Origin of the sequence: Bacillus pumilus (assembly GCF_003431975.1) — a bacterium.
Taxonomy (GTDB): domain Bacteria; phylum Bacillota; class Bacilli; order Bacillales; family Bacillaceae; genus Bacillus; species Bacillus pumilus_N.
The window spans coordinates 3448542-3466617 of the sequence record NZ_CP027116.1 but is presented as its reverse complement, the minus strand read 5'-3'; the positions used below and the strand labels follow the sequence as shown (position 1 = coordinate 3466617).

The 18076-nt window shown below is 42.5% G+C and carries 14 protein-coding genes and 1 pseudogene; 13 read left to right on the top strand and 2 right to left on the bottom strand.

All coding sequences use genetic code 11. The features are described 5' to 3' along the window. The first annotated feature begins 63 nt into the window (after positions 1-63). The 11 genes and pseudogenes from C5695_RS17980 to C5695_RS17930 all read left to right on the top strand — a co-directional run bounded on the left by C5695_RS17980 (position 64) and on the right by C5695_RS17930 (position 13196). A pseudogene (locus tag C5695_RS17980) lies at positions 64-1043 on the top strand (sugar kinase). Next, positions 1015-1614 (top strand): bifunctional 4-hydroxy-2-oxoglutarate aldolase/2-dehydro-3-deoxy-phosphogluconate aldolase, encoded by a 600-nt coding sequence (locus tag C5695_RS17975; protein WP_117732167.1) that lies wholly within the window; start codon positions 1015-1017, stop codon positions 1612-1614. Before C5695_RS17980 ends, C5695_RS17975 begins: the two are co-directional and overlap by 29 nt. A 118-nt stretch (positions 1615-1732) precedes the next feature. After that, positions 1733-2188 (top strand): GNAT family N-acetyltransferase, encoded by a 456-nt coding sequence (locus tag C5695_RS17970; protein WP_117732165.1) that lies wholly within the window; start codon positions 1733-1735, stop codon positions 2186-2188. Positions 2189-2281: 93 nt separating this feature from the next. Beyond that, positions 2282-3259, top strand: a complete 978-nt coding sequence (locus C5695_RS17965; RefSeq protein ID WP_117733189.1) for a sugar-binding protein — start codon at positions 2282-2284, stop codon at positions 3257-3259. Next, positions 3256-4698, top strand: a complete 1443-nt coding sequence (locus C5695_RS17960) for a sensor histidine kinase (protein WP_117732163.1) — start codon at positions 3256-3258, stop codon at positions 4696-4698. The genes C5695_RS17965 and C5695_RS17960 overlap by 4 nt, the downstream gene beginning before the upstream one ends. Then, positions 4692-6116 carry a response regulator transcription factor gene (locus C5695_RS17955; protein WP_117732161.1) on the top strand — a complete coding sequence of 475 codons (1425 nt, stop codon included), beginning with the start codon at positions 4692-4694 and terminating at the stop codon, positions 6114-6116. Before C5695_RS17960 ends, C5695_RS17955 begins: the two co-directional genes overlap by 7 nt. A gap of 102 nt (positions 6117-6218) precedes the next feature. Further along, positions 6219-7484, top strand: a complete 1266-nt coding sequence (locus C5695_RS17950) for an ABC transporter substrate-binding protein (protein ID WP_117732159.1) — start codon at positions 6219-6221, stop codon at positions 7482-7484. A 55-nt stretch (positions 7485-7539) separates the two neighbouring features. Next, positions 7540-8511, top strand: coding sequence for a carbohydrate ABC transporter permease (locus C5695_RS17945; RefSeq protein ID WP_187441313.1), 972 nt, complete (start codon positions 7540-7542; stop codon positions 8509-8511). Further along, positions 8508-9329 (top strand): carbohydrate ABC transporter permease, encoded by an 822-nt coding sequence (locus C5695_RS17940; RefSeq protein ID WP_117732157.1) that lies wholly within the window; start codon positions 8508-8510, stop codon positions 9327-9329. The genes C5695_RS17945 and C5695_RS17940 overlap by 4 nt, the downstream gene beginning before the upstream one ends. Before the next feature lie 147 nt (positions 9330-9476). Continuing rightward, complete coding sequence (manA, locus tag C5695_RS17935) at positions 9477-10427, top strand: mannose-6-phosphate isomerase, class I (RefSeq protein WP_117732155.1); 951 nt, start codon at positions 9477-9479, stop codon at positions 10425-10427. A 138-nt stretch (positions 10428-10565) separates the two neighbouring features. Further along, the gene (locus C5695_RS17930; protein WP_117732152.1) at positions 10566-13196 is read left to right on the top strand and encodes an N-acetylglucosaminidase; all 2631 of its coding nucleotides are present in this window, start codon (positions 10566-10568) and stop codon (positions 13194-13196) included. Positions 13197-13213: 17 nt separating this feature from the next. On the opposite strand, the gene C5695_RS17925 is transcribed toward C5695_RS17930, so the two are convergent. Continuing rightward, a complete protein-coding gene (locus C5695_RS17925; RefSeq protein WP_117732150.1) occupies positions 13214-14401 on the bottom strand; it encodes a CDP-glycerol glycerophosphotransferase family protein in 1188 nt (395 codons plus the stop codon). An 11-nt stretch (positions 14402-14412) separates the two neighbouring features. Beyond that, positions 14413-15183 (bottom strand): WecB/TagA/CpsF family glycosyltransferase, encoded by a 771-nt coding sequence (locus C5695_RS17920; RefSeq protein ID WP_117732148.1) that lies wholly within the window; start codon positions 15181-15183, stop codon positions 14413-14415. A gap of 369 nt (positions 15184-15552) precedes the next feature. Between C5695_RS17920 and tagD the strand changes: the two genes are divergently transcribed. Beyond that, entirely contained in the window at positions 15553-15942 is a 390-nt protein-coding gene (gene tagD, locus C5695_RS17915) for a glycerol-3-phosphate cytidylyltransferase (protein ID WP_117732146.1), read from the top strand. Between the two features lie 119 nt (positions 15943-16061). Beyond that, entirely contained in the window at positions 16062-18068 is a 2007-nt protein-coding gene (locus C5695_RS17910; protein ID WP_187441852.1) for a glycosyltransferase, read from the top strand. The last annotated feature ends 8 nt before the right edge of the window (positions 18069-18076 follow it).

The window sequence follows — 18076 nt, the reverse complement described above, 5'->3', positions numbered from 1 at the left end:
ACCGGTACCGAGAAAGGGGAGAAATGAGTGAAGGCATTGGATGCGGTCACATTTGGGGAATCAATGGCGATGTTTTACGCAAAAGAAGTAGGAGAGCTTCATCAAGTGGAAACATTCCAAAAGGCGCTTGCTGGCGCAGAAAGTAACGTAGCTGTCGGTTTGGCACGACTTGGCTTTCAGGTGGGATGGATGAGCAAAGTAGGAGCAGATTCACTTGGCACATTTATTTTAGAAGAGCTTCAAAAAGAAGGGGTCGATACAAGTGCAGTGATCCGTTCAAATAATGGGACTCAAACAGGGATTTTACTCAAATCAAAAGTGGTGGATGGAGATCCTGATGTCACGTATTATCGTAAAGGCTCAGCTGCGAGCACAATGAGCCCAAGCGACTTTCCTGCGAGCTATTTCAAACAGGCAGGACACCTTCATATGACAGGTATCCCCCCGCATTATCCAGCGAAATGAGAGCGTTTTCTTTTTGTGCTCTTCAAAAGATGAAAGAAGCAGGCAAAACCATTTCATTTGATCCAAATCTGCGGCTACAGCTATGGGAAGAGGAGGAAGATATGATTCATACGGTGAATCAAATGGCTTCTCAAGTGGATTGGTTTTTTCCAGGGCTTGCAGAAGGGCAAAGGCTCACAGGTTGTCATGAGCCAGAAGAGATTGCCGATGTATATTTACAAAAAGGCGTTAAGCTTGTGGTCATTAAGCTCGGTGCAGAAGGTGCCTTTTATAAAGGTGCAACCGGTCAGGGGATTGTGAGCGGATTTTATGTGCAGGATGTCGTTGATACAGTCGGTGCTGGTGATGGTTTTGCCGTGGGGGTCATCAGTGGCTTACTTGACGGTTTATCTGATGAAAAATCTGTGATAAGAGGCAATGCCGTAGGGGCACTTGCGGTCATGTCTCCAGGTGATAAGGACGGACTGCCTACTCGGGAGAAGCTTCAATCATTTATAAAAGAAGCCAAACGATATCACAGACGGGAATATATGAAGGGGGATGAAGGATATGGGAAAGTCAGCAAGCTTGAGCGTTAAAGCGCAGCTCGCGTCTTGTAAACTGATCGCAGTGGTGCGAGCGGGCAGTGAAGCAGAAGGCATTGAGATGATTGAGCGTTTAAAGAAAAAAGGCGTTCGTGCCATTGAGGTGACGTATACCACGCCTAATGCTGAACGTATCATCGCCTCCTTTCAGCATGAAGAAGATATGATTGTAGGAGCAGGTACAATTACAACTCTTAATCAGGCGCAATCAGCTATTGACGCAGGCTCGCAATTTATTGTCAGTCCAGGGTATCTCCCTGTGATTGGTGAGCATCTCTCATTTCACGATACACTCTATGTACCGGGCGTTCTCACCCCAAGTGAAATCATGCAGGCAAAAGCAGGTGGATACAGCTTGCTCAAGCTTTTTCCAAGCGGCTCCTTCGGTTTGTCCTATATGAAAAACTTACAAGGTCCCTTTCCAGACATTGAATTTATCCCTACGGGCGGCATTCATCCAGCCGATGTGCCAAAATGGCTCAAAGCAGGTGCGGTGGCAGTAGGAGTCGGAAGCCAGCTTGAAAGCAGCACGGCAGAAGAATTACAAGCGGTTCTTTCTTCATAAACCGTTGATTTCAACCGAACAACTGGTGGACGAATGCCAGTTGTTTGTTCGTTTATCTGACATAAAAACAGGTGTATGCTGACTCTTCACGTACAATGATTGTGAAGGAGTGATAGACATGTACATTCAACAAGATACACTCACAGATGGACAAATAGAGCGGCTGATCACGGCTCATATAGAAGAAATGAAAGAGCATTCTCCTCCAGAAAGCATTCATGCCCTTCCATTAGCTGATTTGAAAAAGCAAGATGTCACAGTATGGAGCGTGCGGGATGGAGAGGAGCTTCTTGGCTGCGGAGCATTAAAGGAGCTGTCAAGTGAGCACGGCGAAATCAAATCAATGAGAACCGCAGCTCTCCATATGCGAAAAGGTGTGGCAAGGTATATGCTGAACCATCTTCTCCAAGAGGCAAAACGGCGTGGTTATACACGCGTTAGCTTAGAGACAGGTGCGATGTCTTTCTTCGAGCCAGCAAGAAGATTATATGAGAGTGTTGGGTTTTATGATTGCCCGCCTTTCGGTTCATATCAAGAAGATCCAAACAGTTTATTTATGACAAAGGAATTATAGAGGTCGAGAGAGTATGCTTATAAGCAGCTCTTTTTTTTATGTGGAAAGATTGGAAAGGGGGAGGATGATGTGAAAGGATTAAAGTGGATCGGGATGGGCGCGTTTCTCACTTTTTGTGTTATATCAGTCATCTTTTTAACATTACTAGGTCAAGATTTATTTAAAATTGAAAGCGCTTCCGAAAAAGCGTCAACAACCTATCAATATCACTTTGTCCTTGTACCGGAGGAACTTGATAACGAATATTGGCAGCTCGTACAAAAGGGAGCTGCTGATGCGGCAGCTGTTCATCGTGTGTATCTAGAATACTTGGGCCCGAAGCAAGCAGATGTAGACGATCATCTCAAAACGATAGATATGGCGATCGCAGGGCATGTCGATGGCATTATGACGCAGGGACTTGATGCGAAAAAATACAAACCGCTTTTTGAAAAGGCGAGGGAAAAAGGCATTGATGTCGTCACCGTCGATACGGATGCAGAGGGGAGCAAACGTCAAGTGTATGTAGGCACAGACAATTATTACTCAGGCTTTATCGCGGGTCAGGCACTCATCGCAGATACGAAGGGCGAACAGTATGTTGGGATTGTCACAGGCAGACTTGATGCCGTTCACCAAAAGCTGCGCGTCAAAGGATTTCGAGATGCTGTCGCCGCTGAAAAACGCATTCATATTGCTGGAATAGAAGAATCAGCCATTACGAAATCAGGGGCTTCCGGTGCTGCGTATAAACTATTAAACGATCATGCAAAGCTCACCGCATTTTACGGCACGAGTGCATTAGATGGTGCAGGCATCATTCAAGCAACAGCGCAATATCAATCATCCACGGATTTCTATGTGCTCGCATTTGATACATTGCCTGATACGATTCAGGCGCTTGATGATGGAGAGATCGATGCAGTCGTTGTCCAACACCCTTATGAAATGGGCTATCAAGCAGTGGAATCGCTTGTGCGTTTGCAGAAAGGTGAAAAAGAAGAGCCACTTCAGTACACAGGAACGAGTATGATTCGGCGTGAGGATCTGCCTCTACAGCAAACAGACAGAAGGCAGGGGATGCAGCCATGAGAAGGATTCGAAGTAAGCTATTATTGGCTTTTTTAACCCTTGTACTCCTTGGCAACGTGGCCGCATTTTTTGTCTATTGGAGCAGTTCGAACATCACATCAGAATATAGCAGAAGCTTTCGTTCTTTTCTCCTGCTCAATGACATATCGACAGAGGCGAAAACGATGTATGAAAAGGTCAATGCGTATGCGATTGAAAAGGATCAGCAGTTTGCCAAAGAATATCGGGCTTCAAAACAGAAAATGAAATCCTACGATCAGGCATTGCAAAAGGATGCCGGGCTTCATGCGGCGAATCCTTCAATCGAAAAATACCAGTATATGATGCGGACGCTCATTAATGAAAGTGATGCGACCATGACACATGTAAAAGAAGGGAAAATCAAAGAATATGCTGCAAGTGTAAAGGAAGTGCGAACCGTCTCCTCCTACATACAAGAGCAGACGATGACCCTGCTTGATGATGAGTTATCTGAGTATCAAGTACTCTATCAATCTCTTCAAAAAAGACATCAAACCTATGCGCTCTTTACTTTATGTTTGTTTACTTTATCCATTGGGGTCGCATTATGGATGGCTTATATGATTGCTGGCGGGATATCAAGACCGATTGTTCATCTATCTCGAAGTGTAAAGGAAGTATCAGAAGGACATTTTGATGGGGAAAACTTGCATGTCACCTCAAAGGATGAAATTTCTGTATTGAATGAAGCCTTTCAGCGAATGCGTCAAGAGATGAAAATGATGATTGAAGAGATGAAACAAAAGGCAGCCTTAGATCAAAAAATCAAAGACATGAAACTGAAAACACTGCAAAACCAAATGAATCCACATTTTTTATTTAACACATTAAACATCGTCTCACGCATGGCTTACTTAGAATCAGCAGATGCCACATCGAGGCTGATTCAATCCGTTTCCACGCTGATGCGGTATTCACTGTCAGCTCTCAGTGCATCCGTTACGTTGGAACAAGAAGTAAAAGTAGTCAAGGAATATTTTCATATACAAGAAACGAGATTTGCCGATCGTATTACATGCAAAACGTCCATAGATGAATCGTGTTTGTCTGTTCACATCCCCAGCCTTACCTTGCAACCGCTTGTCGAAAATGCCTTTATTCATGGCGTCGAACCAAAGGAGGCAGACGGGCTTGTTGAGCTCTCGATCTATCAAGAAGGCGGCTATGTGATGATTCGAATTCGGGACAATGGGATGGGCATCAACGAACAAGAGAAAAAGAGATTGCTATCAGACGAAGAAGAGGAGAATCCAAACACCTTGAGTAAAGGGCACTCGACGGGGATCGGTCTTCGAAATGTAATGTCAAGGCTGCGTTTGTTTTACGGGGTACAAGATGCTCTTCAAATTGACTCAAAGCCAAATGAAGGGACCACCGTTCAATTGGCTATTCCGATGAAGGAGGGATCGGCATGCTGAACGTGCTGATTGTGGATGATGAAAAAATAGAACGGCTAGCGATGCGAAAGTTTATGACCAACTGGCTTCCAGAGTGTCATATCGCAGGAGAAGCTGAAAATGGAAAGAAAGCGGTTGAATTCGTGCGAACCGAGCCCGTTCACCTTGTACTGATGGATATTCAGATGCCTGGAATGGATGGATTGACAGCGATCAAACAGATCAAAGCGAGCAGTCCTCATACAAAATTTATTATGCTCACAGCCTACGATACGTTTGATTATGCCAAACAGGCGATGCAGGAAGGGGTGAAGCAATACCTCGTCAAACCAGCTGACAAAGATGAGACCATCGCCGCCATTCGAACTGTAGCGGCAGAGATTCAGCAGGAGGCGTCTCAGCGGCAGGCAGTGGCGGCCGGTCAGCAGTCAAAGTGGCTCGAAGCCCATGTCATAAACGGTCAATCCTACACCTCCATGGCGTTTCAACAACTGTTTCCCGAATATGAAGTCGGTCTTGTCATCGCTGTTCAGCGGACTGACGAGAATCATCTGTTGATTGATTTACAGGCTTCTGCTCTTTTTCATACGGTGCCGATTCAGATGAGTGGTGAGCTATTTACATGCCTCATTTATCGTCACCAAGCGCCTAGCCAGTTAAAGGCAGACGTCCTGCATGCCATTCGAACTGCCATGACAAACGAATATCCATCACCGATCGTTGGAATCGGGCACCCAGTGTCCAACCCACTTTCCCTTCAAAAAAATGCAGCGGAGGCGAAGCTAGCCTATTATCAGCGAAAAAAGAGCTCCGGCGTTGTTCGTTATGGCTTTTACCATACAGAAGAGCAGCCTCATCCAATGATCGATCTGCCTGAGCTTGCAGATGACATAATGCAGGCGCTGGAAGAAGGGAGAAGAGAGGATGCGCTCGCTTTATTTGATGCCTTCGAACTAGAGGGGGCGACCATTTCACAATTGAAAGAACTGCTGATTCTTTTTAAATCAAAGCTTCGAACGGACTGGCCCATTTTAACGATCAGCACAGCAACTGAATGCCGTCAGTGCTGTGAACACCTATTTGATGTGTATGAAGCGAGAACCCAGACTGTAAATGACATGGAGCGGGCAAAACGTTACATCAAAACGCATTTTTGTGAACAGATCACGCTCGAGCAAGCGGCCGACTATGTTGATTTAAGTCCAACCTATTTCACAAAGCGATTTAAAGAAGAAACAGGGCTGACATTTAAAGAGTACGTGACAACATGCCGGCTGGATAAGATCAAGAAGCTGCTTAAAGCTAGCTCGCTTAGTTTAAAAGAAATTACCTATCAGGCAGGATATACAGATCCCAATTACGTCAGTCGTGTGTTTAAGAAGATGGTCGGCTGTTCACCGAAAGAATATCGAAAGCAGACCCAGACCGTAAAAAAATGAAGAATTTCATAAAAAAGTGAAGAAGTTTGCCTGAAAAAAAGCAAGGATCTGCCATTATACTTATTTTGATAACGCTTACAAATAAGGGGTGGGGGTTCAATTATGAAGTTTAAATTAGGCTTTACGTTGTTGGTGCTCTGTATGCTTATCGTCACTGCCTGTAGTTCATCGACAAACTCAGATGCAAAAAAAGAAAGCGGAGCGGAGAAGCTCGACATTTTCTCTTGGTGGACTGGAGCAGGTGAGGAGGATGGACTGAAAGCACTCATTCAATTGTTTGAAGAGAAAAATAAAGACATTCCAATTGAAAATGCAGCCGTCGCAGGTGGAGCTGGTACAAATGCGAAAGCGGTTTTGACTAGCCGGATGCAAGGAAATGACCCGCCAGCTACGTTCCAAGTACATGGCGGGGCGGAGCTGAATGAGAGCTGGGTCGCAGCAGGCAAAATGGAGCCGCTTGATGATCTATATGAAAAAGAAGGATGGAAGGACAAATTCCCGGAATCACTCATCGACCTTGTCAGCAAAGATGGGAAAATCTATTCAGTACCAGTGAACATTCACAGGGGCAATGTGCTTTGGTATAACAAGAAGGTATTTGATGATGCAGGCTTAGAGCCGCCAACGACCTTTGATGAATTTTTCAAAACCGCAGATGCTTTAAAGAAAAAAGGGATTACACCACTCGCTCTTGGTGATAAAGAGCCTTGGGCAGCGACTCATTTGTTTGAAAGTGTGCTGCTGGGCGTATTAGGCGCAGACGGGTATCAAAAACTTTGGGCTGGCGACATGAAAATGGATGACGCCAAAGTGAAGGAAGCGGCAGACATTTTTGGACGTATGCTTGAATACGTCAACGATGATCACAGCTCACGTAACTGGCAGGATGCCTCGCAGCTCGTAGCAAAAGGGGAAGCTGCAATGAATGTCATGGGCGACTGGGCGAAGGGGTACTTTGTGAATGATCTGGATCTGAAGGTCAATCAAGACTTTGGATACGTGGCGACTCCTGGAACAGAGGGAAGCTTTATGGTCATCACCGATACGTTCGGATTGCCAAAGGGCGTGAAACAGCCAGAAAACGTGAAAAAATTCTTATCTGTTTTAGGATCTGTAGAAGGACAGGATGCATTTAATCCACTGAAGGGATCGATACCTGCTCGTGTGGATGCAGATGTTTCAAAATATGATGAATACGGAAAATCGGCGATGAAAGCATTTAAAGAATCAAAGCTGACGCCGTCTCTCGCGCATGGTTCAGCTGCTGAAGAAGGCTTTGTAACGAAAGCGAACCAAGCCGTCAATATCTTCGTCACGCAAAAAGACAGCAGGCAGTTTGTGTCATCTTTAAAAGATTCAATGAAATAAAGACAAGGAGGCGGCGACTAAGCACCGCCTCTTTTTTGAAAAGGAGTGTAGCTTCATGCGTATGGACACATCGCCGATCACAAAAGCAGCAACACCCAAAGTCAAACGTGTTCGAAAAAAATGGAATGGGGATCAGCTGCTTGCGCTGCTATTTTTAGCCCCGTCGGCTGTTTTATTATTCATCTTTGTTTACGGTTTTATTGGCTGGACAGGGTATGTATCATTATCAAACTGGACCTCGCTTGTTCCGAATTTCTCTTTCGCAGGTCTTCAAAACTATATGATGCTGTTTCAAGATTTCCGCTTTCAGTCAGATCTTCGAAACACGGTCTTTTTTACTCTATTCTTTATTGGAGCCGTCATTGCCTCTGGTCTCACGCTTGCGATATTACTAGACCAGAAAATCAAGGGGGAATCTCTTTTCCGGAATTTATTTTTCTTTCCGATGGCCCTTTCCTTCGTTGTGACAGGAGTCGTCTGGCAATGGATTTTAAACCCGTCCACAGGGGTAAACCTATTTTTAAAAACGCTTGGTATCCAGCCTAAGTGGTACACGGATACGAACATTTTAGCCGGATTTGTCTGGGGGAAAATTGAGTTTGGTGTCCCCGCCGCAATGATTGCAGTTGTGATTGCAGCCGTTTGGCAAATGACTGGATTTTCTCTGGCAATGTATTTGGCAGGTTTAAGAGGAATCCCGGAGGAAATAAGAGAGGCAGCTAGAATGGATGGTGCAACCGAGTGGCAAATTTACCGAAAGATCATTTTTCCTCTGTTAAAACCGATTACTGCAAGTGTCATCATCATCATGGCTCATATTTCATTAAAGATTTTCGATTTGATTTACTCAATGACAGGACCGGGTGCGAACTTTGTGACGGATGTTCCTGGCGTTTACATGTTTGAAATGACCTTTAGAGGAAACCATTATGCAGGCGGTGCCGCCATTGCGATTGTGATGCTGATCTCTGTTGCGGTCTTTATCGTGCCGTATCTCCTGTCGAGCCGGAAGGGGGCTTCCTCATGACAGCCAGATGGTTTGTCCGTCCTGTCCTTTATGCTTTATTGATTTTGTGCAGTTTCTTTTTTCTCATGCCAGTCTATGTCATGCTCGTCACAAGCTTAAAGCCGTTAAGTGAAGTGACCCTTGAGAAAATGTGGGCACTACCTTCAACAATCGATTTTTCAAGCTATCAAATGGCGTTTGAAAAGCTAGCGCCCAATTTAATGAATTCTCTTTATCTAGTCATTCCGGCTACTTTATTGTCAGCTGTCTTAGGTGCGATGAATGGATATGTCCTATCAAAATGGCGATTCAAAGGATCGGAAGTGGTCTTTACGCTGATGCTGTTTGGGATGTTTATTCCATATCAAAGTATCCTCATTCCACTCATTCAATTTTTACGTGAAATCGGATTATATAATTCGATTCCAGGTCTTGTGCTTGTCCATGTCGTATATGGACTCCCGATCACAACACTCATGTTTCGAAACTTTTATGTGAGCATCCCTGATGAAATGATTGAATCGGCGAAAATGGATGGCGCAGGGTTTATCGGGATTTTCAGACATATGATTCTTCCGCTTTCAGTGACAGGTTTTGTTGTGGTCGCCATTTGGCAGTTTACAAATGTGTGGAATGAGTTCTTATTTGCAGTCACGATGACCACTGCGGAGCATCAGCCGGTGTTGGTCGCCTTGCAAAATCTATCAGGCAGTCAAATTGTTCAATGGAATGTCCAAATGGCAGGGGCGATATTGGCCGCACTGCCGACACTTTTGGTCTATATTCTACTCGGAAAATACTTTGTCAAAGGGCTTCTTGCGGGCTCAGTCAAAGGGTGAAATGGATTTCGTGTTATCGCTTTCATTTGGTGTACTGAAAGGATTGACTTCTTTCTAGATAGCGTCATAATAAAAGTTGAGACTTGCTAGTTTTCATTAAGATTGGCAAGGGTTATCAAAGGGTAGCAAAGGGAGGAGTCATCCTGAATGAAGCAGTCACCAATTTTTTTACTGCCTGAATTGAAGGAGAGAATATGGGGAGGTACAGCCTTAAGGGATCAATTTGGCTATGATATTCCTTCTGATCAAACGGGAGAATGCTGGGCAATTTCTGCTCATCCAAACGGACCAAGTGTCGTGCAAGACGGTCCATATAAAGGGAAAACGCTGATCGAACTATGGGACAATCACAGAGAATTGTTCGGGGGAATAGAAGGCGATCGCTTCCCGCTTTTAACCAAAATTTTAGATGCAAACCAAGACTTGTCCGTTCAAGTCCATCCAGATGATGATTATGCGGAAAGGCATGAAAATGGAGAGCTTGGAAAAACAGAATGCTGGTATATCATTGACTGCAAAGAAGGGGCAGAAATGATCTATGGACACAATGCAAGAACAAGAACTGAGCTTGTGACCATGATGAATAGTGGGGATTGGGAAGGTCTTTTACGTCGTGTGAAAATTAAGCCTGGTGATTTTTATTATGTGCCAAGCGGAACGATTCATGCGCTCTGCGAGGGAACGCTCGTCCTCGAAACGCAGCAAAGCTCAGATACAACCTATCGGGTATATGACTATGAAAGAAAAGATCAGAATGGCAATGAACGTGAACTGCATTTTGCGCAAGCCATTGATGTCACAACGGTTCCTCACGTAGACGGTTATACAGATGAATCAGTCGAAACACGCCGTGGGCTGACCATTCGAACATTTGTTGAAGCAGAGTATTTCTCTGTGGATAAATGGGAAATTGATCAACCAGTAGAGCTTTCGCAAGATTATCCGTTCTTACTGTGCAGTGTGATTAGTGGGGAAGGGGCTTTAAAGCATGATGGACATACATATCCACTGCCTAAAGGAGCTCATTTTATCCTGCCGGCTGAAACAGGAAGCTTCTCCATTGAAGGATCTTGTGAATTGATTGTGTCGCATATATAAAAAAAGACAAAGGGCTAATCTTTAGAGGACTTCGAGAGGGTCCTCTATTTTCTATTGCATAAATGACTTGAAAGAGTTCTTGTTTTTGTCGATAAAGAGATTAGTAGACTAATATGCAAAGTTAAGAGAGGGACAGACGTGAAAAAAACCATCAAGATTATGTTACTCGCAGCTGCCTTTAGTATGACATTACATACGGGCAAAGAAGCACAAGCAGCCTCCTATGTCGATCAATCCATTTATACGATGAACACCTCAAAGGTATTTACAACAGAATCAGAAGTGAAAAAAGCAGTGGAAACATTGAAGAAGGACAAAAAGTGGACAGCCACTTATCAAACCTCAGGAAGCACGTCGACGTATCAGCTCACTGCTTCAGGATATGAGTCGCAAGCAGCAGCGAGTGCAAGTGCAGCGGCATTAAAAAAAGAGATGGGCATGAGCGGTACGGTATCTCCAGTAGGCGGCCGCCTTCCTGTACAAAAGATCGTATCTGACCCAGTCAAAGATGAAAGTCAGGCGAAAAGGCTCTCGCTTGAGTTATCGAAAGCATCTGGGCTCAATAGCTCCTATGAAGTTATCAATCAAAGCAGGCCGTCTTATCAGGTCATCTCAGGCACCATTGATTCCGAAACGAAAGTGAAAAATATTCAAAATGAATTACAAAAGCAGGCTGGTGTCACCAGTACATACCAAACTGAAAACAAAGCTGGCACTGTGTATCAGCTGATTTCAGGCGGTATCGTTGGACAAAGTAAGGCGAATACGATCTTGCAAGGCTTTCAAAAGGCATCTGGTTTAAAAGCAGCGCTCCAAACGGTGACAGCAGGTAAGCCATATTACGTTGTCACATCAGCTGCGCAAACGAATCAGTCTAAAGCACAAACCCTTCTGACCCAGCTGAAAAAAGAAGCGAAAATAAGCGGAAAGATTCAGAAGGCTGGAGCTGTTAAAAATGTGTATAGCTTGGAATCAGGCTATTTCAAAGACAACAAACAAGCAGCCTCAGCGGCGTCTCAGATCAAAAAACAAGCTGGTGCGTCAGGTACTGTGCAGCGAGTGGGAAAAACGAAAAATTATATCGTGAAGCTCAATCAATTAAATGACACAACTTACGCAAAAACAGTGGCTTTTTTCAAGAAAAAGAAATGGCGCTACACGTCTAAAAAGATCTCTTCCACACAGCCATATCGAGTAGTGACTGGAAACCTTTTAGGAGATGCTCAAACGAAAAAAGCAGCCGCTTTCTTCCAAAAGAAAAAGGTTTCTACGACAACGAAAAAAACGGGTAAGGTTTCTGATAGCACGTATCGACTTGTCGTCAATCAATCAACCGACCAAGTGAAAATAAATAAAGGTGCTGCATATTTAAAAACGCAGAAGGTGACAAGTACGATCACAACAGGCAAGGGACAAGCAGTCAGCAAAACGTATAGTCTCATGACAACACCTGTATATGATCAGAGTAAAGTCAAGCAGGCTCAAGAGATCATCAAGAAAAACGGCGTTGCCAGCAGTACAAAAACGCTGTCAACAGCGGTTAAGCAATACCGTATTACGACAGAGTCGACGGTCAATCAGACAAAACTGAATCAAGTGCTAAGCTATTTAACGAAACAAAAAGTGAAAGCAGCTGCGCAAAAAACAGGTGCAACTGATTATGGTCAATACCAGATCAAAACAGGTGTCATTTCTACAGCTGCACTGCGTGATCAAGGCCTGGCATTTTTCAAAAAACGGAATGAACCAGCTGCGTATACAACGACAACGAAACCAACCTACACAATCAACATTACGCAGCAATTCACAGGATTACCAACTGTAAATGCAGCGATTGCTTTTGTGAAAAGCCAATATGGCTGGACAGCCAAAGCAGTAAAAATCAAAAATGGCCCAATGGTCATGCAAACGAACTACAACCTCACTGTCAATGAGATGGTGAACAAGCAAATGAAGGTGTCACCACAGACAGACGGTGCAGCCTATGTCTATGCAACATATGTAGATCCGGCGACGTCGACTGTGAATACAGACGGGCTAAATGTTCGTTCTACACCTGATTCAAGCTCTGCGAGCAACATCGTGGCACAGCTGAACAAAGGTACAAAAGTAAGACAGCTTGGGAAAGAAGGAAACTGGATCAAGATCAGTCTTGGCTGGAGAAATGCAAGCTCAGCTGAGGTGCAAAAATATGTAGACCCTGCCAACATTGCTGAGGGCACACAATCATATTTTCAATTTCTGAAACTCTCTGAAGCTGCGAATCTCAATCCGGCAGAAGTTAATTCAAAGATTTTAGCAGGGAAAGGGATTCTTGCAGGTAAAGGACAAGCCTTTATTACGGCAGCGAAAACGTACCGTATCAATGAAATTTATCTCATTTCTCATGCGCTGCTTGAAACGGGTAACGGAAGTTCCATTTTAGCGAATGGTACGAAATTTAAAGATCGAATTGTATACAACATGTACGGCATCGGTGCATATGACAGCAATCCGAATTACCTCGGAGCAAAGTATGCGTATGAACAGCAATGGTTTACGCCAGAGGCAGCTATTATTGGCGGGGCAAAATTCATTGGCAACAGCTATATCAATCACGCCACATACAAGCAAGATACGATTTATAAAATGCGCTGGTCTAGTGCAGCGACCCATCAATATGCAACAGATATTGGCTGGGCTTATAAGCAGGTTAGTCGTATGTATAGTTTGTATAACTTACTTGATAACTATACGCTCTATTACGATATCCCGGTTTATAACAAATAAAAAAACGTCCGTGCTTCTTAATGAGAAGCCGGACGTTTTTTGTGTAAGAGCTGCTGTTCAATAAATGATAGGAGCTGCTCACTGGATTTTCCCTTTGAATATTGGTTCCATTCTTCAGAAAAGGTTTTGATTCGTTCTCGATGATCTGATTCGTTTAGGTGCTGCAGCTCCTTAAGCAGCACGTCTTGAGTGACGCAAGCCTTTCCAGGAATGATGTCTTCATATCGATCGACTAAGCCGCGTTGCTCACGATAAGTGTCTAAGTCATAAGTGAAGAACAAAACAGGCTTTTCAAGCAGTGCATATTCAAACACAATCGACGAGTAATCTGTAATCAGGACATCACATGCACAAAGCAATGGATAGAGCGGCTGATCAGACACATCAAATATCCATTCACCGTCTGTTTCTGCCTTCGCTAAATGCTTGACCGCAGGATGAAGCTTGACGAGCAGAATATAGTCGCCATTTAGCTCTGTTTGCAATTGCTCTTTGGAAAAAGGCAGGACAAGACCGTCCATTGCAAAGTCTCGATAGGTCGGTGTATAAAGCAGGATCTTTTTCCCGTTTGGAACATCATTCCGCTTCAAGGAAGGCGGGCGCTGATCATAGTACACATCCGTCATCGGGATCCCAGTTGGTAAAAAGCGTTCATCATTGACCCCAAACGAGGTCTTGAAAATTTCACGCATATGATCTGAGCCTGTGACGATATAATCGAAAGACGCATAGACACGTTTGAAGCGTTCGATATCACGTGGACTCCGTTCCGAATTTGAAGCATCTTCAAGCCCGAATTTTTTCAAAGCCCCATTGGCATGCCATACTTGAATACAGGTAGTGGAAGGCCGTTTTCTAAGTGCACTTGTCATGAGAAAGTAATTATCTGTCACGACAACCTTGCTTTTAAACATCGTATAAATACATTGAATGAGATGGAGAGGATTTTTTTCATGAAAATAGCGAAATGACAGATGAGGCTCGTCCTTTTCTAGCGCGGAAGCGTGCTTCGTATAGAGGACAGTAAGCTTCATCGTCATATTCGCCTGTTGTTGATAAGTATCAATGAGAGCAGCTGCATTCTCTTGGAATGAAACAAGCAGCGTCACCTGGTTTTCACGCGGTTTCATGCCGCTCATCAGCCATCCGATAAAGGAAACGAAAGCTGCGTAGCATGAGACGATCATGGAACGTATAGTCATCATTGGTCAGTCTCTCACAGCTGCTTCGTCTGATCCTTTACTTGCTCAGGGTAGTAACGTTTTTTCCCTTTGTTTTCTTTCAATACGGCAAAAGCGTACTTAGGAATATTCAGCATTCGTTTCCATCTCCATGGATTCACAATCAATCTGTACAGCCATTCTGTATTTGTCTTAATCATCCAGCGTGGTGCACGCTTCACCGTTCCGCTAAATACATCGAAGCTTCCGCCTAAACCGATGCAAACAGCCTGCGGGAATAGATGGCGGTATTCATAAATAAAGTTCTCCTGATTTGGATAACCTAAAGCTACGAACACCATATCTGCTTTCGAACGGGCGATTTGCTTCGCTACGAAACGTTTATCGGCTTGATAGCCGTCACAGCTGCCTGCGATGACCACATTTGGATATTCCGTATCAATTCGCTGTTTAACAGCCTCAAGCACTTCTTGTTTCGCCCCGTATAAAAAAATCCTTTTAGATTGCTTGTTTGCTAGATCAAGCATAGACATGAAGACATCAAAGCCAGCAATTCTTGACTTTAGCGGACTTTGCGTCATGCGTGACATCAACACAACGCCTACACCGTCCGGTAGAACATAATCCGCAGAAGAGACAACTTGATGATACGCATCATCCTTCATGACAGCATAGCCAATCTCTGGATTGACAGTCGCAATCATGGCGCCCCTTCTTTGAGAAATATGGTGCTGGTTCATATAGCTGATAAATTCATTTAAGTCGCCGTTTACATAAGAAAGGTTAGAGACCACTTCTGTTTGCATTGTTTAGACCTCCTTTTTCATCTTGTTATCTATGAACGTTCATTGTAAATTCATTCTTCGCCTACTCATCATTTTATCACAGATGCTCCATGAAATATTAACAATAACTTTACAAACCTTTAAATTTCATGACATTTTCATCATTTATGATGGAAGGTGCTCTATGAAACATTGATTCTTCAGACTTTCCCTCTTGCGCCCAATAAATTGGAAATAGTTTGTCTTTACATCCGCTTAACGTTTGATGGGCGCTGTGATATAATGAGGTTCCGAAGAGCGAAAAGTACGATCGAAAATCATAGGATTATGGATAAACATTACTGCATGAAGCAGTTGAATAAGGAATGAAGAAAGGAGTTCATGTTTGCAATGAAGAAAGTTATTACTTACGGTACATTTGATTTATTACACTGGGGGCACATTAAGCTGCTAGAACGTGCAAAGCAGCTTGGAGATTATTTAGTAGTTGCTATTTCAACAGATGAGTTTAACTTACAAAAATCAAAAAAGGCTTATCATAGTTACGAGCATCGAAAGCTGATTCTTGAAACCATTCGTTATGTAGACGAAGTCATTCCAGAAAACAACTGGGATCAAAAAGTCCGTGACGTGCAAGAGCACGATATCGATGTGTTTGTCATGGGAGATGACTGGGAAGGTAAATTCGATTTCTTGAAAGAGCATTGCGAAGTCGTGTACTTGAAAAGAACAGAAGGCATCTCGACAACACAAATTAAGGAAGAAATTGCGGGACTTTAATTATTTAAGATAGTGCTTCTTATCTTTTGGTGAGAAGCGCTTTTTTATGTTAACATATCGTTTAAAAATTTATTTAAATATCGACGGAATAAATGGACAACAATGAAAGGTTGAGTGTTTTGATCCCAAAATGGTTTAACAAGCTTAGAAAAAAGACACATGAAAATAATCAAAGTCAACCGCAGCAACAATTGCAAATTCCTGATATGGAGTACTACTTTATTACTGGAAGAATTAAAGAAAAATATGGTGGTATGACGAAGTCGTTATTGCTACGTGCGAACCTATTTGGGTTAAAGAATGTTTCAACTCATTTTTTGACCTTTTCATATGATCAAGAATTTTCTCAGAAAGTGAAAGGGATCATTGATAAACAGAAAGTGGATCCTAAAATGACGAAAATTCAAAATATGTATGTGGATTTCCTTATTCCAAATTGTAAACCAAAGGAACAGTATCAGCCATCTTATCACGCTGACAACATGAATAAAGTGGTATGTGATCAAGAAGATCCCTCTGTTCGTTTTATTAGGAATGAAAAATCTAATCAAATTGAGATGGTTGATTATTTTCATCCAAATCAGCAGTTGGAGAAGCGAGAGGAATATAATTCACAAGGGCAGTTGCATAAAGTTTCCTATTTCTCTCAGGAAACTGGCAATGTCTATCGAGAACTATTCATTTATGAGCAGACTTATGTTTATATGAAAAAAGAGTATGCGGATCTCAAGGAAGAATCTAAAAGTAAATTGAGAGACATCATTTGGTATGCCCATGATGGGATAAAAACCTTTAAAAATGAAAAAGCATTAAGACAAGAGTGGCTTACGACTATTCAGTATAAAAATGATCGGAAAAAACTCTTTTTAGTTGATAGCCGGAAACAGGATAAGTATGTGTTCCAATTGAAAAAAAGAAGTTCTTCTTATTTTTCAGCAATTATTCACAGTAAACACTATGAAACAGAAAAGACAGAATTACGTTCTGATTATAATGAATTATTTACCCAAATAAGAAAACAAAAAGTAGATGCCGTCTTTTTTATCACTGAAGAGCAGAAAACAGACGTAGAGAAACAATTTGGTCGTCAAAATATCTTCTTTTTAACACCACATACACTAGATCGTTCGTCACATCAAGTACAAGATCACTATAATGCGGATCCGAATAAGGTTCTGATGATGGCGAGATTAACCAAAATAAAAAATGTCATAGATGCCATCCGTTCATTTGAATTTGTGATAAAAGAAGTACCAAATGCGAGGCTTGAAATCTACGGTTCAGGTCCTCAAGAAAAGCAGTTAAAACAAGAAATTAAAAGATTAAACTTAGAAAAGAATGTCTTTTTAAAAGGATTCACTCAAAATCCTGATGCTGAATTTAGAACAGCTAGAATGTCTATCTCTACCTCTGTCTTTGAAGGCTGTCCATTGTCCATCATGGAATCAATTGTTAACAATTGCCCTGTGATTACCTATAATTACGATTATGGTGCTAGCACACTTGTGAAAAATCAGTTTAATGGCTTTGTTGTTGAGCATTATGAAGTGAAACAGCTAGCTAACAAAATCATTGAATTGTTGAAAAACGATGAACAGTATCAGATGTTTTCAGAAAATTGTCAGGAGATTGCAGAGATATATTCAATCCCTAACTATTATGAAAACTGGATAGCGGCACTTCACAAAATGATAGAAGCGCGAGAAAAAAGAGACCAAATTCAAAGGATGATGAAGCCTATTCATTTCAAATTAGTGGAAATTGGTGTTGAACATCATATTCTTTCATTGGATTTGCAAATGGAAGGTGTTATTGAAAAACGAAAAAAGGTTATATTAGAACTTGTCGGCTATGATCGGCGTAACCATGCTGAGCTATTCTCTAAAAAAGTCGAAAGTTTAAAGGTGTCCTTCCCAATTGGACATGCATCCATACAAGCGGCATTGAAACGAAACAAAACAAAATATGTTGATTTCTATATGAGAATGAGAGACGAAGAATACAACCAAATCAATCAGCGTTTGCCAATTGCTGAGCATTTGCTCAATGAAAAAGATGTGTCAAAAGTTGACGGTGTTTCTTACAAGACAATTAAAGGGAATTATTCTTGGAAGGTGAATAAATAAATAATAGA